This window comes from Aureimonas phyllosphaerae (assembly GCF_900113065.1).
Classification (GTDB): Bacteria; Pseudomonadota; Alphaproteobacteria; order Rhizobiales; family Rhizobiaceae; genus Aureimonas; species Aureimonas phyllosphaerae.
Genome location: NZ_FOOA01000007.1, coordinates 118954 through 142665, shown reverse-complemented (window position 1 = coordinate 142665; position 23712 = coordinate 118954). Strand labels below are relative to the sequence as shown.

General features: G+C 69.8%; 19 protein-coding genes. 5 read left to right on the top strand and 14 right to left on the bottom strand.

Annotated elements, in window-relative coordinates:
• Window positions 1-13: 13 nt before the first annotated feature.
• The 6 genes from BM175_RS11015 to epmA form a co-directional block, all read right to left on the bottom strand.
• Window positions 14-3457 carry an SbcC/MukB-like Walker B domain-containing protein gene (locus BM175_RS11015; protein ID WP_090962955.1) on the bottom strand — a complete coding sequence of 1148 codons (3444 nt, stop codon included), beginning with the start codon at window positions 3455-3457 and terminating at the stop codon, window positions 14-16.
• Entirely contained in the window at window positions 3450-4154 is a 705-nt protein-coding gene (locus BM175_RS11010) for a DUF4194 domain-containing protein (RefSeq protein WP_090962953.1), read from the bottom strand. Before BM175_RS11010 ends, BM175_RS11015 begins: the two co-directional genes overlap by 8 nt.
• Window positions 4144-5535: a Wadjet anti-phage system protein JetA family protein gene (locus tag BM175_RS11005; protein WP_090962951.1), complete on the bottom strand. Its 1392-nt coding sequence runs from the start codon at window positions 5533-5535 to the stop codon at window positions 4144-4146. The genes BM175_RS11010 and BM175_RS11005 overlap by 11 nt, the downstream gene beginning before the upstream one ends.
• Window positions 5536-5640: 105 nt before the next feature.
• Complete coding sequence (locus BM175_RS11000) at window positions 5641-6207, bottom strand: NUDIX hydrolase (protein ID WP_244545966.1); 567 nt, start codon at window positions 6205-6207, stop codon at window positions 5641-5643.
• Between the two features lie 171 nt (window positions 6208-6378).
• A complete protein-coding gene (locus tag BM175_RS10995; RefSeq protein ID WP_090962949.1) occupies window positions 6379-7428 on the bottom strand; it encodes a lysine-2,3-aminomutase-like protein in 1050 nt (349 codons plus the stop codon).
• Window positions 7425-8477, bottom strand: a complete 1053-nt coding sequence (gene epmA / locus BM175_RS10990) for an EF-P lysine aminoacylase EpmA (RefSeq protein ID WP_090963078.1) — start codon at window positions 8475-8477, stop codon at window positions 7425-7427. Before epmA ends, BM175_RS10995 begins: the two co-directional genes overlap by 4 nt.
• Window positions 8478-8627: 150 nt before the next feature.
• Here epmA and efp point away from each other — a divergent pair, with 150 nt between their 5' ends.
• Window positions 8628-9197, top strand: a complete 570-nt coding sequence (efp, locus tag BM175_RS10985) for an elongation factor P (protein ID WP_090962947.1) — start codon at window positions 8628-8630, stop codon at window positions 9195-9197.
• Between the two features lie 114 nt (window positions 9198-9311).
• Window positions 9312-12266 carry a PAS domain S-box protein gene (locus tag BM175_RS22975; RefSeq protein ID WP_183193293.1) on the top strand — a complete coding sequence of 985 codons (2955 nt, stop codon included), beginning with the start codon at window positions 9312-9314 and terminating at the stop codon, window positions 12264-12266.
• 131 nt (window positions 12267-12397) lie between these two features.
• Here BM175_RS22975 and BM175_RS10975 read toward each other — a convergent pair whose 3' ends face one another.
• The 8 genes from BM175_RS10975 to BM175_RS10940 all read right to left on the bottom strand — a co-directional run bounded on the left by BM175_RS10975 (window position 12398) and on the right by BM175_RS10940 (window position 20428).
• A complete protein-coding gene (locus BM175_RS10975; RefSeq protein ID WP_183193294.1) occupies window positions 12398-12733 on the bottom strand; it encodes a response regulator in 336 nt (111 codons plus the stop codon).
• 190 nt (window positions 12734-12923) lie between these two features.
• Window positions 12924-13559 (bottom strand): RBBP9/YdeN family alpha/beta hydrolase, encoded by a 636-nt coding sequence (locus BM175_RS10970; RefSeq protein ID WP_090962942.1) that lies wholly within the window; start codon window positions 13557-13559, stop codon window positions 12924-12926.
• Between the two features lie 126 nt (window positions 13560-13685).
• Complete coding sequence (locus BM175_RS10965) at window positions 13686-14144, bottom strand: RrF2 family transcriptional regulator (RefSeq protein WP_090962941.1); 459 nt, start codon at window positions 14142-14144, stop codon at window positions 13686-13688.
• Window positions 14145-14274: 130 nt separating this feature from the next.
• The gene (locus BM175_RS10960; protein ID WP_090962940.1) at window positions 14275-15222 is read right to left on the bottom strand and encodes a substrate-binding domain-containing protein; all 948 of its coding nucleotides are present in this window, start codon (window positions 15220-15222) and stop codon (window positions 14275-14277) included.
• A gap of 78 nt (window positions 15223-15300) precedes the next feature.
• A complete protein-coding gene (locus BM175_RS10955; protein ID WP_090962939.1) occupies window positions 15301-16299 on the bottom strand; it encodes an ABC transporter permease in 999 nt (332 codons plus the stop codon).
• Window positions 16296-17873, bottom strand: coding sequence for a sugar ABC transporter ATP-binding protein (locus BM175_RS10950; RefSeq protein WP_090962938.1), 1578 nt, complete (start codon window positions 17871-17873; stop codon window positions 16296-16298). Before BM175_RS10950 ends, BM175_RS10955 begins: the two co-directional genes overlap by 4 nt.
• Window positions 17874-18177: 304 nt before the next feature.
• The gene (locus BM175_RS10945; RefSeq protein WP_090962937.1) at window positions 18178-19356 is read right to left on the bottom strand and encodes a Gfo/Idh/MocA family protein; all 1179 of its coding nucleotides are present in this window, start codon (window positions 19354-19356) and stop codon (window positions 18178-18180) included.
• 13 nt (window positions 19357-19369) lie between these two features.
• A complete protein-coding gene (locus BM175_RS10940; RefSeq protein WP_090962936.1) occupies window positions 19370-20428 on the bottom strand; it encodes a sugar phosphate isomerase/epimerase family protein in 1059 nt (352 codons plus the stop codon).
• 348 nt (window positions 20429-20776) lie between these two features.
• On the opposite strand from BM175_RS10940, the gene BM175_RS10935 reads away from it, so the two are divergent.
• From BM175_RS10935 to BM175_RS10925, 3 genes are all read left to right on the top strand, one after another.
• Window positions 20777-21160: a catalase gene (locus BM175_RS10935; RefSeq protein ID WP_090962935.1), complete on the top strand. Its 384-nt coding sequence runs from the start codon at window positions 20777-20779 to the stop codon at window positions 21158-21160.
• Window positions 21161-21278: 118 nt separating this feature from the next.
• Window positions 21279-22226: a LysR substrate-binding domain-containing protein gene (locus BM175_RS10930; RefSeq protein ID WP_090962934.1), complete on the top strand. Its 948-nt coding sequence runs from the start codon at window positions 21279-21281 to the stop codon at window positions 22224-22226.
• Between the two features lie 250 nt (window positions 22227-22476).
• Window positions 22477-23682, top strand: coding sequence for an iron-containing alcohol dehydrogenase (locus BM175_RS10925; RefSeq protein ID WP_090962933.1), 1206 nt, complete (start codon window positions 22477-22479; stop codon window positions 23680-23682).
• Window positions 23683-23712 lie beyond the last annotated feature (30 nt).

Below are 23712 nucleotides of genomic sequence, written 5' to 3'. Positions count from 1 at the left end.
TCGTTAGCGCCCGCTACTCGGCGGCCGAACGGAAGCCTTCCACCCCGCGGTGGTCGGGGTTGAGGCGCGCGAGCGCCTGCTTGGCCGTCTCTCCGGGATATTCGGTGTCGATATAGACCGCGCGTCCGTCGAGCGACTTGTTGACGAGGATGATCGTGTCGAGGACCTCGGTGAAGGTCGCACGCTTATCCTCCGGGCCCGCGATCAGAAGCTGGAGCCCCATGTCGCGAAAGAAGCGCAGGAGCGCCTGCGTGTTCGGCACGTCGAGCTTGTTGAAGGCTTCGTCGAAGAGCGCGAGACCCATACCGACCGGACGCCCGGCGATGTGTCCGGGGAAGTAGGCGAGCGCCAGGGACGCGGCGATCGCGACGTAGAACGGCACCTGCGCCTCGCCGCCCGAGCCCTTCATGGCGCGCGACGACAGCGTGGTGCGGTTGCCGTCGGCATCGCTCATCACGATCTCGAACGTGTAGTACTGGCGGTAGTCGGCGAGCAGCGCCGCGTCCTCCGCCCCCTCGATCATCGCCTCGACCTCGCCCATCGACGTCTCGAACGCCTCGTCGCCGAGCTGCCCGTCGGCGGCGCGCTGCGCCAGATCGTGCATCCCTTCGAACCGCCCGTTGACGGCATAGGAGAAGGCATAGGTCTGGCCTGTGAAGCGATGGCGCTTGAGAAGCCGATTGATGCCGGCAAGTCGGTAGCCGACCCGCGCCAGCTTCTCCGACAGGCGCGCCAGGAGGTCCTCGCGCATCATGCGTCGCATTTCGGCGGCCGCCTTCACGCAGGCGTCGCGATGGCCGCGCAGCTCGTGCGTTTCCAGCCGCGCCGCCTCGCACTGCACCCAGGCGAGCGCCGCCACCATCGTCTCGCCGTCGAAGGCCGGCACCGGCGCACTCCAGCGGGACGCGTATTCGGTGAGCTCGCGCAGTGCCGACAGCTGCTCGCGCCGCGCCGTGCCCTCCGCGCTCTCGGTCGCCGCCTCCGCCTCGTTGCGCCGGGTCGCCAGCCAGGCGGGCGCATCGCGCCGTTCGGCCTCGCCGGCGGCGATCTCGGCCCGCAGCGCCGCGGCGACGCCGGCCAGCGTGCGCGGCGCGCCGTCGCCTGCCGGCACCAGCGCGAGGAGTTCGGCCGTCGCGTCGGTCGCGAGCACGGCCCAGTTCCGACGCCGACGCGCGAACGCCGCCCTGTGCCGCTCCGCCGCCATGTCGCCGCGCGCCTTGAGCGTCGCCACGGTCTGGCGCAGAGTCTCGACCTTGGGCTCCACCTCCTCGGCGAGTTCGGCCGCATAGGCATCGCGCTCGGCCCGGATCTCCTCGATCTCGGCCTTCAGCGTCGCGGCCTCGCCGTCTTCCAGCGCCTTGCGGTCGCGCACCAGCTCGTCGGCGCGCTGGCGCACGCCGAGCGCCCGGCGCTCCAGTTCTGCCGGCCCCGCCTCCGGCGACAGGGCGACCAGCACCGGCCCCAGCGCCCGTGCGCCCTCGCGCGCCTCGCGTAGGCGCGTGCGCACCTCGGCGAGTTCCACCTCCAGCCGGTCCCGTTCCGCCTCGAGCCCGGCGCCGTCGCTCATTGCGTTGCCGCGCCCGAAGAGGAGATCGCCGAGATCGCGCTGGACCGAGAGGCCCATGCCCGACGAGGTTTTGCCGTTGCGCATGACGCCGCGCTCCAGCCGGTCGAGTTCGGCGTCGGTCTCGGCCTTGCGGAAGGCGCCGATGCGCACGTTGAGGAAGGCGCGCGCATGCGGGTCGTCGGTCGTCAGCGCTTCGAGGATGCTCCCGGCCGGGGCGCGCGCGTTGATCGAGCGCGTCGCGGAGGTCTTGACCAGCGTGCACCCGGCAAAGGCGTTCCGGTCGCGCCACATCAGGTCGAAAGCCTGGGAGAGCAGCGACGGCTCGACGATCAGCGCCTCGCGCCCGCGGCCGAGAAGGGCCTCGGCGGCATATTGCCAGCTGGGATCGGCGACATCGACGACGTCGCACAGCGGCACGGCGGGAATGCCGGCGGCCTGAAGCTGGGCGAGAAGGCGCGAGGCCTCGCGCGACAGGGTGCCGCCAGCGCCCTTCGGCCGCGACAGGGCCCCGCGCAGGCGCTCCAGTTCCGCCTCGAGCGCATGGGCTCGGCTCCCGAGCCGCTCGGTCGCCTTGTCGAGCGCGGCCTCGAACCCGTCCGCGCGGCGCGCCGCCGCCACGAGGTCCTCCAGCCGGTCGCCCTTGCCGCGCGCATGGTCGAGGAAGCTGTCGCCGTCACGCACCAGGGTCAGTGCCTCGGCGGCCGCGCGTCCCGCCTCGACCGCGCCCGGCGGCAGGTCGGCCGCGTGGCGGAGCACGAGGCGGGCGAGCGTGCCGAGCGCCGTCGCGATCCGGCCCCAGCCCTGCTCGATCTCGCGGATGTCGCGTTCGTTGAGGCGCGTCTCGGCCGCGATCTCGCGCAGCCGCCCCTCGCCGCCACCGGCGGCCAGCCGGGCGGTCTTGTCGCGAATCTCCTCGTCCCACGAGCGGATCCACTCGCGCCGCGTCGTCAGCACGCCCTGCTCGATCGAAAGCTCCGCCTCGCGCTCGGTGAGCGACCGGCGGATGCCGAGCCATTCCTGTCCCGTGCGGCGCGCCTGGAAGGCGCTGGCGCGCCAGCGCCCGAGATCGGCCGCAAGGCGTTCGCGGCCCCAGGTCTCGAACTTGCCCGCAATGCGCGAGACGTGTCGGTGCTTGGCCTCGGCCTCCTCGATCAGGCCTTCCAGCTCGCGCCACGTCGCGATCGAGGCGCGCACGCGCTCGACGTCGAGCGGATCGGGCTCCAGCACGAAGTCGCGCACGAAGACGGTCGGGTCGAAGATCGGGCGGAAGGCGAGCGCGTTGGAGAAGGCCCGCAGGAAATGGCGCGCGTTGGGCGCGGCGGCCGGCCCGCGCATGGCGACCAGCATCTCGGCGGTGAACTTCTCGGCCGACGCCTTGTATTCGGCAAAGGCGGGGCAGCTTGCCCGGAGGTCGGCCGCGATCTCGCTCCAGGGCATCACGGTCTCGACGCCGTTCTCGCGGCGCCGGACGGCCTCCAGCGAGAAGGCATGGCCGGGCGCGATGAAGCGCGACAGGATCTCCTCGCGCGTGTCGCCCTGACGGGCGGCCATGGCGATGCCGACGGCGATCGGCTCGCCCGTCTGGTCGTTGGCGAAGGTCAGGACGAGAAGCGTCTCGCAGGATTGGCGCAACGGCCGGCCGTTCTCGGCCGGATCGCCCGTCATGCCGAGGCAGTATTCCAGCACCGAGCGCGAGGAGCGACCGGACGCGCTGGCGTTGAGGTTCAGCCGGTTCTGGCTGGCGCCGGTGATGACGGTCTGGATCGCGTCCTGGATCGAGGTCTTGCCGGCACCCGTCGGGCCGATCAGCGCCGCCTCGCCGCGGATGTCGATGTCCTTGGCGTCGATCAGGTACCAGTTCGAAAGCGAAATCCGCCTGAGGCTATACATTCGACGCGTCCTCGGACGGGTTCCCCGGATCGTTGTCGGCGGCTTTCGGCCCGGAGGGAAGAGCGGCCGGGGCGCCCGCCCACAGGACCAGTTCCTTCACATAGGAATCGGGCACGAGAATGCCGATGCCGGGCAGGACGGCGAGCGGCGACACGCGGCGCACACGATCGCGCTCGCCGAGCCGCAGCGCGCCGTGGCGGGCGAACCCGCGCAGGATCTCGAGAAGGCGGACCTCCTCCGGCGGTGGCGCCTGCGTCAAGGCGGCGATCCGGTCGACGAGATCGTCGGTCGTCGCGTCCACGACGCCCCCGTCGCCAGCCTCGTGCGCACGAAGCGCCTCCTCCCAGAGAAGGCGCAGCGCCAAGAGCACGATCGTCTCGTCCTTGCGCAGCCGCTCGAACAGGCCGTCGTAGCGCGGCGCGTCGGCGGGCACGGCGAGCGCCACCATCTGGTCGCGCGGCGAGACCATGAGCCGGTAGCCGAGCGAGCCGAAATAGCGCTCGAAGAAGGTCGGGTAGGCGCGCACGAGATCGTAGGTGCGCCCGACATTGGGCGTATGCGAATAGACGCACTGGCGCGTCATCATCACCTGCAGCGCGCGCGTCATCTCCTCGGCGGTCGGGCGCTTGCCGGCGATGTGGCCGCCGGCCCAGTCGCCGTCCACGATGTCGCGGAATTCGTCGGTCTCAGGCGGCATCGACTTGGGCTCCCGGCCGGCGGCGGATCACGAAGTCCTGGCAGGTGATCCAGCGATTGGCGCAGCGGTCCTCCAGGAACTCGATCTCGTAGCGCTTCGACAGGAGGCCGCCGAAGATCGAGGGCAGCTCGCGCAGGCGCTGGAAGGCGACGAAGTCGTCGACCGAGGCGAGCGTCACGTCGCGCGCGCGCACCTCCATGCGGGAGCCGAGAACCCGCTCGACATAGGCCGACAGCACCGGCGCGGTGACGCGGGTGCGCCGGACGTATTCCTCCTTGGCACGGGCGTAGAGCACGGCGGCCGGATCGGGCGTCAGGTCGCGCAGGGCCACCATCGCGACGGGCGCCTTGTCGCGGCGCGGCGTCGGCACGTGCGGCGGCCCGAGCGGCAGGATGCGCGGGATCAACATCGGCGCGACGGGTATCTCGCCGTCCTCGCGCCGCGCCGCCACGAGACGCAGCGCTTCGGCGAGGTCGGCGGTGGAGCCGCCCGCGATCCGGTCCATCTGCCGCGCGGCGTTGACCATGCGGCGCTCGATGCGCGCCACCGTCGCGTTGATTGCGTCGAGGTGCCGCTCGGCCGCCTCGAAGACATGGACGATGCGCGAGAGCTCCTCGCGGATCTCCGCCTCGCCGTCGGCGCCGTCCCCGAGCCGCCCCTCGCGACCATAGGCCTCGCCGAGCGTCGATAGGAGCGCCCGGTTCTCGAACATCTCCGTCGCCTGCCGGATGATCGCCGTGCGGAAGCGGAACGGGTTGTCCTTGGTCTGGAGCGTCTTGAAGTCGCGGATGAGGTGCCGCTCGACGAAGTCGCCGAAGAACTGCCGGAAGATGGCGCGCAGCGACGGCTGGCGCAGGATGCGCTCCTCCGCCTGCCGAAGCGAGACGGCGACCGTGCGCATGTGGCCCATGAAGTCCTCGGCGCCGCGCAGCGCGTTGCGCAGGGCTTCGGAGCGCTCGTCCGGATGGGCGGCGGCGCCCTCGAGGCCGCTCAGCACTTCGAGGACCGCGCCGCCGTACGAGCGCGTCTCGCCGCGTTCGATGCGCGACAGAAGCTGGAGCAGCCCTGCGGCTTCCGGATCGAGATCGACGAGCCGCAGGTAGCGGTCGCGATGCTCCACCATCCAGCCGGTCTCGACCAGACGGTCGTAGACCGCCCGCGCCCGCTCCTCGGGACGGCCGGCAGGCATGTCCGGCTCGTCGTCCTCGCGCGCGGCGAGGAACGTCTCGATCGCACGCAGGACGTCGACCCGCCGCGGCGCCTCGGCCGAGGGCTCGAAGGTCTCGTGGAAGATATGGAGAAGGAGGTCGGAATAGAGCCGCTTCGCCGGAGCCGCCAACGGCTTGAAGAGATCCGGCGGCAGGACGTCGAAGAGCGGCATTCCGATCCGAAAGCTGGTTGCGCGGGGCGGGCGCTAGGGCGCCTCACGGCCCGATCACGGGCCGGGCGACCCGGACCGGACCTTGCGTGGACCTGTTCCCCGCTCTTAACCCTCTCGCGGGACGGGATCAACCGGCGGCCGCTGGCGCGCCGCCTTCTTGCCGCGCTTTCCGTCGAGACCAAGGAACTGCCGGGCGGGCTCGTGTCCTGGCAGCCGCAGGAAGACCTGACCGAGATCGGCCTCCTGGACATGGTCCGCGGCATCGACGATCCGGAACCAGCGACGCTCGCGCTGGTCCTTTTCCTTCCACGTCTTCAGCACCTTCTCGACGCGCAGGAGGAAGACGTCGACCTGCAGGAAACGCGTCTCCAGCCGGCCGCGCTGCCAGTAGGCGTAGCGCCCGACAGGGGCCGCCAGAAGCTTGCCCTTCACGCCGGCCTCCTCGCGCGCCTCGACGCCGGCGGCATCGTGGTCGTCGAGGCCGTTCATCGGCCAGCCCTTGGGAATGATCCAGCGGCGCGTCTCGCGCGAGGTGACCAGCAGCACTTCCAGTTCGCCGTCCTCGCGAAGGCGGACCGGGAGCGCGGCGATCTGATCGCGCGGCCCCTTGGCCGGTCCGGGATCGAACATCTGCATCGCCGTCTGCATCATCGCCTTCCAAAGCCTGGGCACGTCGCTCACAACCCTAGCGCGGGAGGCACACGTATGCGTCGTTGAATGGCCGTTTCAATGAAATTTTGTGTGGTCATCGCGTCGATCGACGGCACCGTCGGACCAGCCGGGCACGCGCGTTGAACGGGCGTTCAATCTATACGCCCGATCGGGCCGCGCGTCTTGCGTTTTTTACTTCGACGTGTGGCTGGCCGGCGGGTAGCGGTGCACCTGCCCCGTCGGATCGGCGACCTCGTAAGCCTCGCCGGCCTCCTCGATGAAGCCGGGCCCGATCGGCACCTTGCCATGGCCGCCGGGAATGTCGAGCACGTAGGTCGGCTGGCAAAGGCCGGAAATCCGGCCGCGGAGGCCCTTCATCAACGCCTGCCCCTCCGCCACCGTGGTGCGCAGGTGGCTGGTTCCCGGCGCGAGATCGCCCTGATGGAGGTAGTAGGGCTTGATTCGGTTCTCGACGAAGCAGCGCATCAGACGCGACAACGTGTCCGCGTCGTCGTTGACGCCGCGCAGGAGTACCGACTGGCTGACGAGGGGCACGCCACCGTCGACGAGGCGGGCGATCGCGGCCAGCGCATCCGGGGTGAACTCGCGGGGATGGTTGGCGTGGAGCGCGACGAAGGTCGCGCCGGGAAAGGCGCGCAGCGCGGCGACCAGCGCCGCATCGACGCGCGCCGGCTCGACCACGGGTACGCGCGTATGGAAGCGCATGACCTTGACGTGTCCGATCGCCCCGAGCGCGCGCCCGAGCGCCTCCACCCGGCGGGGCGACAGGAGGAACGGGTCGCCCCCGGTGACCACGACCTCCCAGATCTCGGGCCGGCTGGCGACATAGGCGATCGCGGCGTCGAGCTCCGCCTCCAACAGGCTGCCGTTGCCGTCCGGCCCCACCATCTCGCGCCGGAAGCAGAAGCGACAGTAGACCGGGCAGACGTGCAGCGGCTTCAGGAGGACGCGATCGGGATAGCGGTGGACGATGCCGGGGACGGGCGAATGCGCGTCGTCGCCGATCGGGTCGGCATTCTCGTCCGGCGTCGCGTCGAGCTCGGCGGCGCTCGGCACGAACTGCCGGCCGATCGGATCGTCGGGGTCCTCGATGAGATCGGCCATGTCCGGCGTCACCGAGACGGCGTAGCGCGCGGCCACCTGTTCCAGCTCGGCAAGTCGCTCCGTCGGGGCGAGGCCGGCCTCGACCAGCGCGGCGGCGCTGCGCAAGGGGCGCGTCACGACCGGAGATCCGCGACCGGCGTCCAGATCACGTCCTCGATGCGCAAGGCGCCGGCCGCCAGCATCACCAGCCGGTCGAAGCCGAGCGCGATGCCGCTGGCCTCGGGCATCGCACCGAGCGCGGTCAGGAAGTCCTCGTCGAGCGGATAGCGCTCGCCGTAGACGCGCTCGCGCTCGTCCATCTCGGCCGTGAAGCGACGACGCTGCTCGGCGGCGTCGGTGAGTTCGCCGAAGCCGTTGGCGAGTTCCACGCCGCAGCAGTAGAGCTCGAACCGCTCGGCAACGCGCGGATCCCTGGCGCTGACGCGCGCCAGCGCCGCCTCCGGCACCGGATAGTCGTAGAGGATCGTCGCACGCCCCTGCCCGAGGCGCGGCTCGATCCGCTCGGTGAGGACGCGACTGAAGAGATCGGCCCAGGTGTCGTCGGGTGCGGTGCGAAGCTCCAGCGCCCGAACCGCCGCTGCCAACCGGTCGCGATCCGTCGCGCCGCCCGGCTCGACGCTCGCCAGGATGTCGATGCCCGCAAAGAGCTGGAACGCCTCGGCGACGCTGATGCGTGCCGGCTCGAAATAGGGATCGGCCCGGCGGTCGCGGAAGGCGAAACGCCGGACGCCGGCCGTGTCGGCGGCGAGCGCCAGAAGCGCGGCGCAATCTCGCATCAGCGCCTCGTAGGTCTCGCCCGCGCGATACCATTCCAACATCGTGAAGGCCGGATGATGCAGCGCGCTGCGCTCGCCGTTGCGATAGACGGGCGCAAGCGAGAACAGACGCGGCTCGCCGGCCGCCAAGAGCTTCTTGCAGGCGAACTCCGGCGAGGTGTGGAGGTAGAGCGGCTGTTGCGTGCCGTCCGACCGCGCCTCGACGGTGGCGAATGCCGCCAGATGCGCCTCGTTGCCGGGCGAGACCTGCAGCGCCCCGGCCTCGATCTCGACGAAGTCGCGCGAGGCGAACCACGCACGCAGCGCGCCGGACAGGGCGTTACGCAGCATCAGCCGCGGGCGGCGATCGGCGTGGACATGGGACGCCCACCAGGGCGAGGCATCGGTCATGGCGGCCTTGGACAAGAGGGCGCGTTGGCGTGGCGTCGATCGAAACGGGCCCGCCCGACTGGCGGCGGACCGTCAGATGCGCTAGGGCCCGGGGATCGAGGCTCGGACGAGCTCCCTTACAACATCAGACCGAAATCAGGAACAAAGCCCGTGAAGGTGATCGCCAGTTCGCTCCGCAAAGGCAACGTCGTCGAACGCGACGACGGCAAGCTCTACGTGATCCTGTCCGCGGAGAACATCCATCCGGGCAAGGGCACGCCCGTCACCCAGCTCGACATGCGTCGCATCTCGGACGGCGTGAAGGTGTCGGACCGCTACCGCACCACCGAGCAGGTCGAGCGCGCCTTCGTGGAGGAGCGCGAGCACACGTTCCTCTATTCGGACGACGAGGGCTTCCACTTCATGAACCCGGAGACTTTCGACCAGGTCGCGGTGCCCGAGAGCGTCGTCGGCGACTACGCGCCCTACCTGCAGGAAGGCATGGCGGTCCAGGTCGCGGTCTATAACGGCCTTGCGATCTCGATCGAGCTGCCGCAGCGCGCGGTCTACGAGGTCACCGAGACCGAGCCGACCACCAAGGGCCAGACGGCGTCCTCGTCCTACAAGCCGGCCGTCCTGTCGAACGGCGTGCGCACGCTGGTTCCCCCGCACATCGCGCCGGGCACCCGCATCGTGGTGATGACGGCGGACGGCTCCTACGTCGAGCGCGCCAAGGACTAAGGGACCGACCGCGCCATAAGCCGGCGAACCAATCCGGCGGTAGCGCGTTCGGACCCACGGGCGGGAGCCGACGAGGCTCCCTCCCCCGCAGTGACTATGGAGACACGACCTCGCATGGTGCTCCCTCTCGAGGAACGCGGCGCGATCGGCGCGCTGATCGGTTCGCGCAACTGGAGCGACTTCCCGCTCGGCCCCCCGGCCGCCTGGCCGCCCGCGCTGCGCACCGCCGTCGACCTCCTCCTGTCGTCGCACGCGCAGATCGTCCTCTTCTGGGGGCCGGACTACCACGCCTTCTACAACGAGGCCTATGCGCCGACGATCGGCACGAAGCACCCGCGCGCGTTCGGGCGCCCTGCCCGGGAGAACTGGTCCGAACTCTGGGACGACCTCGGACCGCTTCTGGCCGGCGTCGTGCGGACGGGCGAGACCGTCTCGGCCAAGGATCGCCCCTTCCAGATCGAACGGCACGGCTTCCGGGAAGAGGTGTACTTCGACATCAGCTATTCGCCCGTCCACGGTGAAGGCGGCGACGTCGCGGGCGTCTTGTGCATCGTGTCAGAGACCACCGGGCGGGTCGTCGGCGAGCGTCGGCTGGCCGAGAGCGAGAGCCGCTTCCGCAACATGGCCGACCACGCGCCGGTCATGCTCTGGGTCACCGATCCCGAGGGGCGCTGCACCTATCTGAACCGGTCCTGGTACGAGACGACCGGGCAGACGCCGGAAGCCGCGGAAGGCTTCGGCTGGCTCGACGCCACGCATCCCGACGACGCCGAGGAGGCGGGCCGCGTGTTCCGCCGCGCCAACGCCGCGCACGAGGCGTTCCGGCTCGAATACCGCCTGCGCCATCGCGACGGCCGCTATCGCTGGGCGATCGACGCCGCCTCGCCGCGGTTCGACGAGACCGGCGCCTTCCTCGGCTTCGTCGGCTCGGTGATCGACATCGACGAGCGCCGAGCCGGCGAGGATCGCCTGCGCGCCAGCGAGGCAGGCTTCCAGGCGATCGCCAACACGATCGACCAGATGGTCTGGACGACGCTGCCCGACGGGTTCCACGACTACTACAACGACCGCTGGTACGAGTTCACCGGCATGCCGCATGGCTCGACCGACGGCGAGGCCTGGAACGGCATGTTCCACCCGGACGACCAGGAGCGGGCCTGGGGCGTGTGGCGTCGGTGCCTGGCGACCGGCGAGCCCTACCATATCGAATACCGGCTCCGGCACCGCTCGGGCGAATACCGCTGGGTGCTCGGCCGCGCGCAGGCGATGCGCGACGCGGCGGGCCGCATCATCCGCTGGTTCGGCACCTGCACCGACATCCACGACTTCAAGCTGGAGGAGGAGCGGCGCGCCTTCCTCTTGGAACTCAGCGACACGCTGCTCGGCCATCCGGACCCGACAAGCGTCGAGTCGACGACGACGCGCCTGCTCGGCCAACGCCTGCGCGTCGCGCGTTGCGGCTATGGCGATGTCGACGCCAGCGGCGAGATCGTGCGCGTGGCGCGCGACTGGACCCGCTCACCCGAGGTCACGAGCCTTGCCGGCGAGAACCGCATCCTGCGCAAGTTCGGACCGACGGCGATCGAGGAACTGCGTGCGGGCCGGACCCTGACGGTGGAGGACGTGCGCCGCGATCCGCGGATCGGCGAGCGCTTCCTCGAGACCTGGGACGGAATCGGCTGCCAAGCGCTGATCGTCGTGCCGATGCTGCGCGACGGGAGCCTGCGCTCGATCCTCTACCTGCACGAGCCCTCGCCCCGGCGCTGGACGCCGGACGAGATCCGGCTCTGCGCGGAGGTCGCCGCGCGCACGCGCGAGGCATTGGAGCGCGCGCGGGCGGAAGCCGCGCTGATCGAGCTTAACGCCTCGCTGGAAGAGCGCGTGCGCGAACGCACCGCCGAACTCGAGCGCACGTCCGAGGTGCTGCGCCAGGCGCAGAAGATGGAAGCCGTCGGCCAGCTCACCGGTGGCATCGCGCACGACTTCAACAACATGCTGTCGGTGATCATCGGCTCGCTCGACCTCCTCGGCCGGCGTCTGCCCGACGGCGAGGCGCGGCTGCGGCGCTACGCCGAGAACGCGATGGAGGGCGCGCGCCGTGCGGCGACGCTGACGCACCGGCTTCTCGCCTTCTCGCGACAGCAGCCGCTCAATCCGCAGGCGGTCGACCTCAACAAGCTCGTCTCGGGCATGTCGGAACTCATGCGCCGGACGCTGAGCGGCAACATCCGCCTGGAAACCGTGCTCGGCGGTGGCCTCTGGTCCTGCTCGGTCGACGCCAACCAGCTCGAGAACGTCATCGTCAACCTCGCCGTCAACGCCCGCGACGCGATGCCGGACGGCGGACGCCTGACGATCGAGACGCAGAACGCCCATCTCGACGACCGCTATGCCGCGGCCGACATCGGGATCGTGCCGGGCCAGTACGTTCTCGTGGCGGTGACCGACACCGGCACCGGCATGAGCCCCGAGGTGATGGCCAAGGCCTTCGACCCGTTCTTCACCACCAAGGAGATCGGCAAGGGCACGGGCCTCGGCCTCAGCCAGGTCTACGGCTTCGTCAAGCAGTCCGAAGGCCACGTGAAGATCTATTCCGAGCCCGGCCGGGGCACGAGCGTGAAGATCTACCTGCCGCGCCTCGTCGGCGAGCACGACGTGACGGATCAGATCGCGGCGGCGCTGCCGGAGCTGACCGATCCGTCCGCCGAACTGATCCTCGTGGTGGAGGACGACGAGAGCGTGCGCCGCGTCACGATCGAGGCGGTGCAGGAGCTCGGCTATCGCACGCTGGAGGCCGAGGGTGCGGCGGAGGCCCTGCGCCTTCTCGCGCAGCGGGCCGATATCGACCTCCTGTTCACCGACGTCGTAATGCCCGATATCGACGGGCGCATGCTGGCCGAAGAGGCGCGGCGGGCGCGTCCCGACCTCAGGGTCGTCTTCACCACCGGCTACACCCGCAACGCCATCGTGCACCACGGCGTGCTCGACGCCGGAGTGCGGCTTCTGACGAAGCCCTTCTCGCTGGAGGACTTGGCAATGAAGCTGCGGGACGCCCTCGACGATACCTGAACCAAGTGTCGTCCCTGGACCGCGGCGCCGCTCGCTCATGCACCGGACAAGAAAAAGCCCGGTGGCGGCGGAAGCCGCTCCGGGCGATGCGGGAGCGCGGGGCAGGCTTGGCGCCGCGCAGGCGCCGACCGTCAGTTCGACGGGGCGATGTCGCCTGCGACCTTGCGAAGCGAGTTGGCGTCGTAGGGCTTGGGCAGCAGCGGCCAGTCGAGCTTCTGAACGTTGACGTACCCCGACACGAGGACGATACGCACTTGCGGGTAACGCTCGGCCACGGCCTGCGCGAGTTCGGGACCCGACATGCCGGGCATGCGACAGTCGCTGAAGAGAAGCGCGACGTCCGGCCGCCGCTCCAGCACCCGGAGCGCCGACGCGCCATCCGAGGCTTCCAGCACCTCGAACCCCATTTCCTCGAACATGTCGACCGCGTTCAGCCGCACCAGCGGCTCGTCGTCGACGACGAGCACGACCTTCCGCGACCCAGCCTGCAAATCACCGTGCATTCCGATGCCTGTCCGTCCGATCGGGAGCTTGGGAAAAAGCTGGCTCCGCCGATCTCATGAGGGTGGTTCCATCCCGGCTTCAACATAGCCGGACGAGCGCTTGGAATGTCTAGATGGTGCGCTGGCAACAGATGGAAACCCCCTGAACGGACGTTCAGCCAAGGCCGAGACCGGAATCGTGCAACCGCGGCGCGTAGCTTCGGTCCCGCAAGCCCGCTGACGGCGCAACCGTCCGGACCCGCCCCGCACGCGCCGGGCGACCGCGCAAGCCTTCGGCCAGCGTCAACGCGTCGGGCCAGGGGCCGAAGCCGCTGGCGATGTTGACGTGTCCCGCCTCGCCGAGGTCGTAGAGCGCGGAGCCCCAGGTCGAAGCGCAGCGCTCGGCGCCCGCAAAGCTCATGTACGGGTCGTTGCGGCTGGCGACGAGGATCGAGGCGAACGGCAGGCGCGCCCCCGCGCTGTCGGCGAAGGACGCCGCGCTCGGCACGGTCTGCGAGAGGCTGGCGATGTCGGCCGGGGCAACCAGCAGCGCACCGCCGACATGGGAGGCCGCCGGGCGGCCGGCGAGCGCGGCGACCAGCGCGCAGCCGAGACTGTGCGCGACGAGGATCACCCCTGGCCGGCTGGCCATCAGGGCCGCCTCGAGCTGGTGCAGCCAGTCCGTCAAGACCGGCCGCGCCCAATCCTCCTGCTCCACCAGCGTCGCCTGCGGGTCGATCTCCAGCCAGTGGTGCTGCCAGTGGCCGGCGGGCGAGCCGTTGAGGCCGGGGACGATCAGCGTCTCGGTCATGGGTCGCGTGCCTTTCCTGCCGCATCGACGTCGACAGGGAAGGTAAGGCCGGCGGTCGCCGGCCGACACGCACAACATACTCTTTTTATCGACTGAGGCGGAAAGCCGATCCGCCGTCCGCCCGCCTTACGCGCCGAGGGCCAGTTCGCGGAACTCGGCCTCGAGGCTTTCCGGCGCACCTGCCGCTTCCGCCAGCGTGCGCTCGTCGAGGACCGCGGAGATGGCGTTGCGCACCTCCAGCATGATCCGCCGCACGGCGCAGGAGCGCTCGTCCCGGCAGTCGTCGCAGCGGCGATAGGCGGTGCGACTGGCGCAGGGGATGGGCGCCAACGGCCCGTCGAGGACGCGCAGGATGTGCCCGACGCGGATCTCCGACGGCGGGCGGGCAAGGATGTAGCCGCCACCCCGGCCCTTGCGCGCATGGATCATGCCGGCCACGCGCAACTCGCCGAGGATGGTGTCGAGGAACTTCTTGGAAATGTTGTGCGCCCTTGCGATCTCCTCCGAGAGCGCGCGCTGGCCTTCCGGCAGTTCGGCAAGATGCAGCATGGCCTTCAGGCCGTACTTGCCCTTCATCGTCAGCATGGCGGGGACTTCGTTGGCGGGAAGCGGAACAGGGGCACGTCCCGACAGGTAGACCGCGGCGCGCCGGATTTCCAGCGCGCCGCGAAGGAGGCGACGGGCGGCGTCCCAGCCGCCGCCCCTTGCAGCCCGATCAGAACGGCGAGTCTGGGTAGTAGAACTCCTGCGCGTTGTCCTTGGTGACGAGCGTCGCGTCGAGCACGTAGTTGCCGCGTACGGGGTTCTGGTCGAAGAGACCCGCGGCCGTCAGGTCCATCGCGGTCGCGATCATCGCGGGCGGATAGAGCACGTCGACCGGCACCATCTTGTCGCCGTCCTGCACCTTCTTGATCATGTCCTTCATGCCGGCCCCGCCGACCACGAACTGGATGTCGGAGCGATTGCTCTGCGCGATCGCCTCGAGGATGCCGACCACCATGTCGTCGTCCTGCGCCCAGACCGCGTCGATCTTGGGGTACTTGGCGAGGTAGTCCTGCATCACCTTGAAGGCGTCGTCGCGCGACCAGTTGCCGAACTGGCGGTCGAGGACGTTGACCTTGGAACCGGCGATGCCCTCGTCGAAGCCCTTCTGACGCTCTTCGTCGATGACGATCGGCAGGCCGCGGATGATGACGATGTCGCCGCCGTCCGCCATGCGCTCCCTCATGTACTCGCCCGCCACGCGGCCGAGGCCGTGGTTGTCGCCGGCCACATAAAGGTCCTGGATCGACGGATCGGAGAGGGCCCGGTCGACCACCGTGACGAAGACACCCTTCTCCTTCACCTGCCGGATCGGATCGGTCAACTCGTCGGAATTGTGCGGCAGCGTGACGAGGGCGTTGATGCCCTGCGCGGTCAGGTCCTCCAAAGCGTTCGCCTGGGAGGCGCCGTCGGGCGAGGTCTTCACCACGATGTCGAGGCCGGGATAGCGCTCCTCGAGGAGCTTGGCCTCGCGCTCGGCATGGTAGACGACGCCGCCTGTCCAGCCGTGATCGGCGGCCGGGATCGACACGGCCATGGTGAGCTTCTTGTCCTGCGCGAGCGCGAGACCGGCGGTGGACAGGACGGCAAGGGCCGCGAGCCCGGCGACGATGCGTTTCATATGTGTTCCTCCCGAATGCCGGAGCTTGTCTGGTTTCCCGCGAGCGGCGCGCCCCGGACAGGGCGCCGCCCGCTTGGCTCAGCGGCGCGCGAGGGAGCGCTGGATCAGCATCGCCAGGATGATGATCGCCCCCTGCACCGCACCGATGAGATATTCGCTGACGAGGTCCGACAGGACCATGATGTTGCCGACGAGCTCGAGGATCAGCGCCCCGCAGATCGTGCCCCAGACCCGCCCGACGCCGCCGCGCAGCGCCGTGCCGCCGATGACGACGGCGGTGATCGCCTGCAACTCCCAGAGGAGGCCCGTCGTCGCGGTCGCAGCGCCGAGGCGCGGCACGTAGACGAGGACGGCGACCGCCACGCAAAGGCCCTGGATGACGTAGGTGATCGTGCGCACGCGGTTGACGCGGATGCCGGAATAGCGCGCCACGTCCTCGCTGGAGCCGACGGCCATGACGTGTCGGCCGAAACGCGTGCGGTAGAGGACGAAGGCGCCAAGCGCGGCGACCACGAGAAACGCGATCACCGGCACCGGCACGCCGAGGACATTGCCGAAATAGACCGGCCGGTAGGCGGCGCGCAGCTCCTGCGAGCGCATGGCGATCGACCCGCCCTCGGCGAGCCAGATGGTGAGGGCGCGGAAGATGCCCATTGTGCCCAGCGTGACGATGAAGGGCTCGATGCGGCCGAGCGTCGTCATCAGGCCGTTGGCGAGGCCGCAGAGCGCCCCCACGCCGAGCGCCATCGCCATGCCGAGCGCGATCGTCGGCACGGCGCCCTCCACCGGCGCCGAGTTCAGGAACAGGATCATCGTCCCGGCGACGAAGGCGGCCATCGAGCCGACCGACAGGTCGAGCCCGCCGGCCGAGATGACGAAGGTCGCCCCCACCGCGATGATCGCGATGAAGGCCGAACGGGTCACGACGTTGGACAGATTGTCGATCCCGAGGAAGTTCGGGTTGATCAGCGCGCCGAAGACGAGAAGCGCGGCCAGGGCGACGAAGGGCGCGACCGCCCGCAGGTCGATCTCGCGGCGGGGGCTCGGCGCCTGGGCTGGCGAGGTTGCGTCGGTCATGCGAGTTCGGCTCCCTCGACCGCCATGGCGGCCTGTTTCTCGCCGGCGCCCGTCGCCAGCATCACGATGTTGCGCTCGGTCATCGCATCGCCCGCGACCTCGCCCGCGATCGTCCCCTCGCGCATCACGACGATGCGGTCGCACAGGCCGATGAGCTCCGGCATCTCGGACGAGATGACGATCACCGCGCGGCCCTCGGCAGCAAGGCCCGCGAGGAACCGGTAGATTTGTTCCTTGGTGCCGATATCGATGCCGCGGGTCGGCTCGTCGACCACAACGACGCGCGGGTCGAGGAGCATCATCTTGGCGAGCAGCAGCTTCTGCTGGTTGCCGCCCGACAATTGCCCGGCGAGGAGATCGCGCCGGCGGGTCCGGATATCGAAGTCGCGGATCGCCGTCGTCAGGGCCTCGTCCTCGCGGGCGGGCTGGAGCAGCGGGCCGCTGGCAAAGCGGTCGAGCGCGGCCAGCGTCAGGTTGGTGCGAAGGCTCTGGGCGAGGAGCAGCCCTTTGCCCTTGCGGTCCTCGCTGAGATAGACGATCCCCGCTTCCATGCTGTCGCGCGCGTCGCGGAAGCGAACCGGCTTGCCGTCGAGGCGCACCGTGCCTTCGGCCGGCCGAAGACCCAGGACACCCTCCAGAAGCTCGGTGCGTCCGGCACCGACGAGGCCGGCAAAGCCGAGGATCTCGCCCTTCGCGACCTCGAACCCGCCCGAGCGGACATAGCCCGGCACGCGCATGTTCTCGGCCGACAGAAGGGGCGTGCCGCGCACCTGCGCCACGCGGTCGGGATAGAGTTTCGAGACGTCGCGCCCCACCATCAGACGGGCCATGTCGGCGGGTTCGAGTTCGGCGGCATCATGGGTGCCGACCCGCCGCCCGTCGCGCAGAACCGTGACGCGGTCGGCAAGGAGCTTCACCTCCGGCAGGCGGTGCGAGATGTAGAGGACGCCGACGCCGCGCGCCCGGATATCCGCGATCACCTTGAGAAGCGCTTCCGTCTCGTGCGGGGTGAGCGAAGCGGTGGGCTCGTCGAAGATCACCACCTCGTGCGGTACGAGCAGGGCGCGGGCGATCTGGACGAGCTGGCGCTGCGCGATCGACAGCGAGCCGACGCGCACGCGCGGGTCGATCGCCGCACCCAGCCCCTCCAGCGCGGCCTTCGCCGACGCGTTCATCGCGCGGTCGTCGAGCGTCAGGCCGCGGCGCACCTCGCGGCCGAGATGGATGTTCTGGGCCACCGTCAGGTCGGGCGCGAGAAGGATTTCCTGGTGCACCAGCACGATCCCGCGCCGCTCGGCCTCCACGGGCCCGGACAGGCGCACGGGCTCGCCCTTCAGGACGAGCTGTCCCCCAGTCGGCTGAAGGTGGCCCGCAAGGATCTTCATCAGGGTGGACTTGCCGGCGCCGTTCTCGCCGATGATCGCGTGCACCTCGCCGGCCCGCAGGTCGAAGCGGATGTCCTTCAGCACCTCGACCGGACCGAACGACTTGGACACGCCGTCGGCCGTCACCACGGCCGGACGCCCCGCGTCTGCGCCGTCGACGCGCTTCGCCGCGGGAGCCGGCACCGTCATGCCGCGCTCCACGTCAAAAGTCGTGTGCGGACGCCTCCCCGGCTCGCGCCGGCGTCCCGTCTCGAACGTCTCATCGTGCCGTTCCTCCCGGCGCGCGCGGACCTCGGTCCGCGTCTCTCAACCACTCTCCGGCGGCTTTTTGAGTTACGTACTTCATAACCGCCGGCGCCGACAGCCTCGCCGCCACATCTTCACACAACCGTTAGCAGCGGTCTCACACCCTGTGGGACTACAGCACCATCGCGAGGCGTTGACGAGCGGTCTCCCGTTTCCGACTCGGACAACCCTTCCAAAGGGTCACCGATCATCCGACCGGCGTCCAGACGCTGCCGCCGCGCGAGGAGGCGACCGCCGCTTCGATGAAGCGCATGCCGGCGAGCCCGTCCGCGACGGAGGGATAGGTCACCGCGGCATCCGGCGCCCCGCCACTGCGCGCGGCCAGGATCGCCTCGGCCACCTCGTAATAGATGTTCGCAAATCCCTCGAGATAGCCTTCGGGGTGCCCGGGCGGCACGCGCGTCATGCGCGCGGCGGCGGGGAGCGAGCCCGCGCCGTTGCGGGTCAGAAGCTGCTTCGGCTGCCCCAGCCGCGAGAACCACAACTGGTTCGGGTTTTCCTGGCACCATTCGAGCCCGCCCTTGGTGCCGTAGACCTGCAGCCGCAGCGCGTTCTCGTTGCCGACCGCGACTTGGCTCGCCCAAAGGACGCCCTTGGCGCCGCCCTCGTATCGCAGGAGCACGCGCACGTCGTCGTCGAGCGCCCGGCCTTCGACGAACGTCGTGAGTTCGGCCAGAAGTTCGCGCGTCTTCAGGCCCGAGACGAAGGCGCCGAGATTGTAGGCGTGCGTGCCGATGTCGCCGATGCAGCCGCCGGCACCCGAGCGCGCCGGGTCGGTGCGCCACTCGGCCTGCTTCGAGCCGGTCGCCTCGGCGCGCTCGGACAGCCAGTCCTGCGCATACTCCATCTGCACGAGGCGGATCTCTCCAAGTTCGCCCGCCTCGACCATCGCCCGCGCCTGCCGGATCAGCGGGTAGCCCGTGTAGTTGTGGGTCAGGGCGAAGATGCGCCGGCTCTTCGCCTGGAGCGCGACGAGGTCCTCGGCCTCGGCGACCGAGACCGAGAGCGGCTTGTCGCAGATCACGTGAATGCCGGCCTCGAGGAAGGCCTTAGCCGCCGGCACGTGCATGTGGTTGGGCGTGACGATCGAGACCACCTCGATGCCGTCGTCCCGTGCGGCCTCCGCGCTCGCCATCTCGGAAAAGCTTGCATAGGAGCGCTCCGGAGCCAGCCCAAGGTCCGCTCCCGAGGCGCGAGCGCGCTCGGCATCCGACGACAGGGCGCCTGCGACCAGTTCGTAGCGGTCGTCGAGCCGCGCCGCGATACGGTGGACGGCGCCGATGAAGGCCCCCTGCCCGCCGCCCACCATGCCGAGCCGGATGCGCCGCGCGCCGCCTTCGGTTCCCTTGCCTGCCTCGATGGCCATCCTCTGAGTCTCCTTAAGCGTCGAGGCCGAGCATGCGGCGGTTGGCGGCGTCGTCGGCGCCGCCTGCGGCAAAATCGTCGAAGGCGCGCTCGGTCACGCGGATGATGTGGGCGGCAATGAATGGCGCGCCCTCGGCCGCCCCCTGCTCGGAGTGCTTCAGCGCGCATTCCCATTCGAGCACCGCCCAGCCGTCGAAACCGTACTGGGTCAGTTTCGAGAAGACGCCGGAGAAATCGACCTGTCCGTCGCCGAGAGAGCGGAAGCGGCCGGCGCGGTTCGCCCAGGACTGGAAGCCGCCGTAGACGCCCTGGCGACCGGTCGGATTGAACTCGGCGTCCTTGGCATGAAAGGCGCGGATGCGCTCGTGGTAGATGTCGATATAGGCGAGGTAGTCGAGCCCCTGCAGAACGAAATGCGAGGGATCGTAGAGAAGGTTGGCGCGGGCGTGGTTGTCCGTCCGCTCCAGGAACATCTCGTAGGAGGCGCCGTCGTGGAGGTCTTCGCCCGGATGGATCTCGTAGGCGACGTCGACGCCCTGTTCGTCCGCGTGGTCGAGGATCGGCTTCCAGCGACGTGCCAGTTCGTCGAAGGCCGTTTCGACGAGGCCGGCCGGGCGCTGCGGCCAGGGATAGACGAAGGGCCATGCCAGCGCGCCGGAGAAGGTCGCGTGCGCCTTGAGACCGAGATGGCGCGAGGCGGTCAGCGCGCGCTTCACCTGATCGGTCGCCCATTCCTGCCGGGCCTTCGGATTGCCGCGCACGTGCGGCGCGGCAAAGCCGTCGAAGGCCTCGTCATAGGCCGGATGGACGGCGACGAGTTGGCCCTGCAGGTGGGTGGAGAGTTCGGTGATCGCGAGACCGTGGTGCGCGGCGACGCCGGCGATCTCGTCGCAATAGTCCTTGGATTCCGAGGCGCGCTTCAGGTCGAAGAGGCGGGCGTCCCAAGTCGGGATCTGCACGCCCTTGTAGCCGTGACCGGCGGCCCAGCCGCAGATCGCGTCGAAGGAGTTGAAGGGCGCCTCGTCCCCGGCGAACTGCGCCAGGAAGATGCCTGGTCCCTTGATGGTCTTCATCCTGCGTCGTCCTCTCCTGCGAAGCGGTCGCCGCCGGCCGCCACCGCGAAGAAGCGGCAATGCGGCGCAGTCGGGCACCCGCGCGGCCTGTCTCCTCTCAGGCAGCGCGGGCGCACGATGGCACGATTCGCGCGAGCCTCCCACCCGTCTCGCGCAAGCGTCCGGCGGCAATCGCTTTGCCCGGAAGCGGACGCCGCGAACGCCGCTCCATCAGCATCAGCCGGTCGAAGACCTCACGCAGCGGAACCCTTGGGAAGGCTACCCGACATATTTCAGAAATAATCTTGCGCGCCATGGAACGCGAAGCCGCTCGATTTGCTTATTCGGCAAAACGAAAGGGATCACTCCATGAAACTCACCATTCTTGCAGCCGTGTCCGCCTTGGCCCTGACGAGCGGCGCCGCTCTCGCTCAGACGGCCACCTCCGTCGATACCCCGCAGAATTCCAGCGCCGTCCCGGTTCCAGGTACGGAGTCCGGCCTCGACAGCGTCCTGCCGGCCGACCAGGCCTCGCAGATCAAGACGAACCGCGATGCGCCCCCGGCGACGACCGACGCGGCCACCAGCTCGATCCCGGTCCCGGGCAATACGTCGGGCATCGGTTCGGCGATCGACGCCGAGGCTGCCAGCACGGTCGTCGTGCCGCGCGATGCGACCCCGGTGCCGCGCGACACCTCGGTCCCGGTCCCGGGCACCTCGACGGGTGACGACACGGTCGCCCCGGCGAACTAAGACCGCCACTGAACGGAAAGGCCGTCGCGCTTCGGTGCGGCGGCCTTTTTGCGTGCGGCGTTCCTCGCGGTGACGGGGCATCGGCGAGCGGCTATCCTCGGTACGGGAGGATTCGGGCGTGGACGTCAGGCAGCTTCGATATTTCGTCGCCATCGTGGAGAGCGGCTCGATCTCGCGTGCCTCGGGGCGGCTCAACATCGCGCAGCCCTCGCTGAGCCTTCATGTGCGCAACATGGAGGCCGATCTCGGCGTGCCGCTCCTGTTCCGCACGGCGCAAGGCGTGCAGCCGACCGAAGCGGGCGAGATCCTCCTGCGCAACGCGCGCGCCATCGTCGCGCAGTTCGAGGAGGCCGAGCGCGAGATCCGCGGCAGCGGCGCCGAGCCAGCGGGCGAGGTGCGGCTGGGCCTCCCCTCCTCGATCGCGCAGGTGCTCGGCGTTCCGCTTGTGATGGCGGCGCAGGAGCGCCTGCCGAAGGTCAAGCTGCGCATCGCAGAGGCGATGAGCGGATACGTCCTCGACTGGCTGCGGCTCGGCCGCGTCGATCTCGGCCTTCTCTACGCGTTCGTCGAGGATCGGGGCCTGCGCTCCATCGGCCTCCTGTCGGAGACGCTGCACCTTTTCGGCCCGGCGTCGGATCCCGACACGGCGGCGCTGCCCGCGTCGGGATCGCCCGTTCCGGCCTCGCTGCTGGCGGGCCTGCCGCTGATCCTGCCGAGCCCCGGCCACGGGCTGCGCGATCTTCTCGACGAACGGGCGGCGGCGGATGGGACACGTCTGTCCGCCGCCATCGAGATCGACGCCTACGGCGCGATCAAGTCGCTGGTCGAGAAGGGTCTCGGCTATTCGGTGCTTCCCGCTCATGCGATCCGGCGCGAGACCGAGCGCGGCGTCATCCGGGCTTGGCCGTTCATGCCGGCCTTCCTGCGGACGGTCCATCTCGTCGAGCCGATCGACCGGCCGCTGTCGCATGCCGTGCAGGCGGTCGAGAAGCTCTGCCGCGAGACGCTGCGCGATCTCGTCCGGTCGGGCGAATGGAGCGGCGCGCAGATGCGCGTCAGCGGCTAGTTCCCTAAGGACGGGCCACCCCAGCACAGACTGCGTTCGCTCGCGCAGTCCGGTGTTACACGCCCCACGCGCTGCGGTCTGTTTTCTTCGCTCGCCGACCCACGACCGAGCCACTCACAGCTGATCGCGCGCCATAGGGTGGGGTGATAGCGGCTGCACAAAAGCCCTATTGGCGCGGCCCTCGGCCGCCGCGGCATCTTCGGTCCGACCGGCGGCCAGACCCGCCTCGACGCTTCGGGAGGAAACGTCGTTGATCAGCCATTTCTACATGCCGACGCGCGTCGTCGCCGGCCAGGGTTCGCTCGCCACGATCGGGACGCTCGCGCGCGATCTGGCGATGAGTTGCGTCCTTGTCGTGTCGGACCCCGTGATCTCGCAGCAGCCGTTCCACGCCGAGGCGCTCGCTGCGCTGGAAGCGGCCGGGATCGCCACCGCCCGCTTCGACGACTGCGGCATCGACGCGCGATGCTCGCATATCGACACGGAGGGCGCACGCGTCCGGCGGGAGGGCATCGACGGCGTCGTCTGCATCGGCGGCGGCTCGGTGATGTGTACCGGCAAGGGCATCGCGATCGTCGCGACCAACCGCAAGCCGATGGCCGAATGCACCGGCGTCGGCCGGTTCGACAAGCGGGCGCTTCCCATGATCATGGTGCCGACCACGGCCGGTTCGGGCTCCGAGGTCTCGCAGTGGACGATCGTCAAGGACGAGGAGCGCCACCTGAAGCTTCTCGGCGGCGGACCGCTCAGCTTCCCGGATGCGGCGATCCTCGATCCCGTGACGCTGCGCTCGCTGCCGATGCGCGTGGCGGCTCTGCCGGCGGTCGACGCGCTGACCCATGCCGTCGAGGCCTATTTCAGCGCCATCGGCTCGCCGATCACCGATGCGCTGGCGATCGCGGCCGTGCGCCTCCAGTACGGATCGCTGCGCGCCTCGATCAATTCCGACGACGAGCGTGCCCGCGAGGACAATCTCGTGGCCTCCTGCATGGCCAACATCGCCTGCGGCAACGCCCGGCTCGGTCACGGGCACGCCCTGTCGCTGCCGCTCGAGGGCCATCTCGACCTGCCCCATCCCTATGGCGTCGGCGTTCTCCTCCCGCATGTGACGGCCTTCAACCTCGCCGTCCTGCCCCAGAAGGTGAAGCCGCTCGCGGAAGCCTTGGAGGTCGAGACCGCCGGCCTGTCGCGGCCCGAGATGATCGAAGCCTGCGCGGAGGCGGTCCGCGCGCTCTACCGCGACATCGGCTTCCCTGAGCATTTCACGCGCGAGCAGCTGCCGGAGGCGCGCGTGCGCGAGATGGCGCAGCGCGCGGTGCCGGGCCTCTACGCTGGCATCGCCGCTCGCGACTTCGACCCGGCCACCGCCAACGACCACACCGTGATCGCCTGCCCCTCGGCCCGCAAGATGACGGTCGGGCAGGCCGAAGCCATCTTCCGGCGCTGCCTCGCTTAAGGCGTCGCCACCCTCGAAACGCGTTCTCGG

Coding starts and splice junctions, on each gene's coding strand:
- BM175_RS10970 (WP_090962942.1), bottom strand. CDS start 13,559: ATGACCGAGACGCTGATCGTCCCCGGCCTCAACGGCTCGCCCGCCGGC.
- BM175_RS10945 (WP_090962937.1), bottom strand. CDS start 19,356: ATGGCCATCGAGGCAGGCAAGGGAACCGAAGGCGGCGCGCGGCGCATC.
- BM175_RS10935 (WP_090962935.1), top strand. CDS start 20,777: ATGAAACTCACCATTCTTGCAGCCGTGTCCGCCTTGGCCCTGACGAGC.
- BM175_RS22975 (WP_183193293.1), top strand. CDS start 9,312: ATGGTGCTCCCTCTCGAGGAACGCGGCGCGATCGGCGCGCTGATCGGT.
- BM175_RS10965 (WP_090962941.1), bottom strand. CDS start 14,144: ATGCTGACGATGAAGGGCAAGTACGGCCTGAAGGCCATGCTGCATCTT.
- BM175_RS10955 (WP_090962939.1), bottom strand. CDS start 16,299: ATGACCGACGCAACCTCGCCAGCCCAGGCGCCGAGCCCCCGCCGCGAG.
- BM175_RS10950 (WP_090962938.1), bottom strand. CDS start 17,873: ATGACGGTGCCGGCTCCCGCGGCGAAGCGCGTCGACGGCGCAGACGCG.
- BM175_RS11005 (WP_090962951.1), bottom strand. CDS start 5,535: ATGCCGCTCTTCGACGTCCTGCCGCCGGATCTCTTCAAGCCGTTGGCG.
- BM175_RS11010 (WP_090962953.1), bottom strand. CDS start 4,154: ATGCCGCCTGAGACCGACGAATTCCGCGACATCGTGGACGGCGACTGG.
- BM175_RS10940 (WP_090962936.1), bottom strand. CDS start 20,428: ATGAAGACCATCAAGGGACCAGGCATCTTCCTGGCGCAGTTCGCCGGG.
- epmA (WP_090963078.1), bottom strand. CDS start 8,477: ATGACCGATGCCTCGCCCTGGTGGGCGTCCCATGTCCACGCCGATCGC.
- BM175_RS11015 (WP_090962955.1), bottom strand. CDS start 3,457: ATGTATAGCCTCAGGCGGATTTCGCTTTCGAACTGGTACCTGATCGAC.
- BM175_RS10960 (WP_090962940.1), bottom strand. CDS start 15,222: ATGAAACGCATCGTCGCCGGGCTCGCGGCCCTTGCCGTCCTGTCCACC.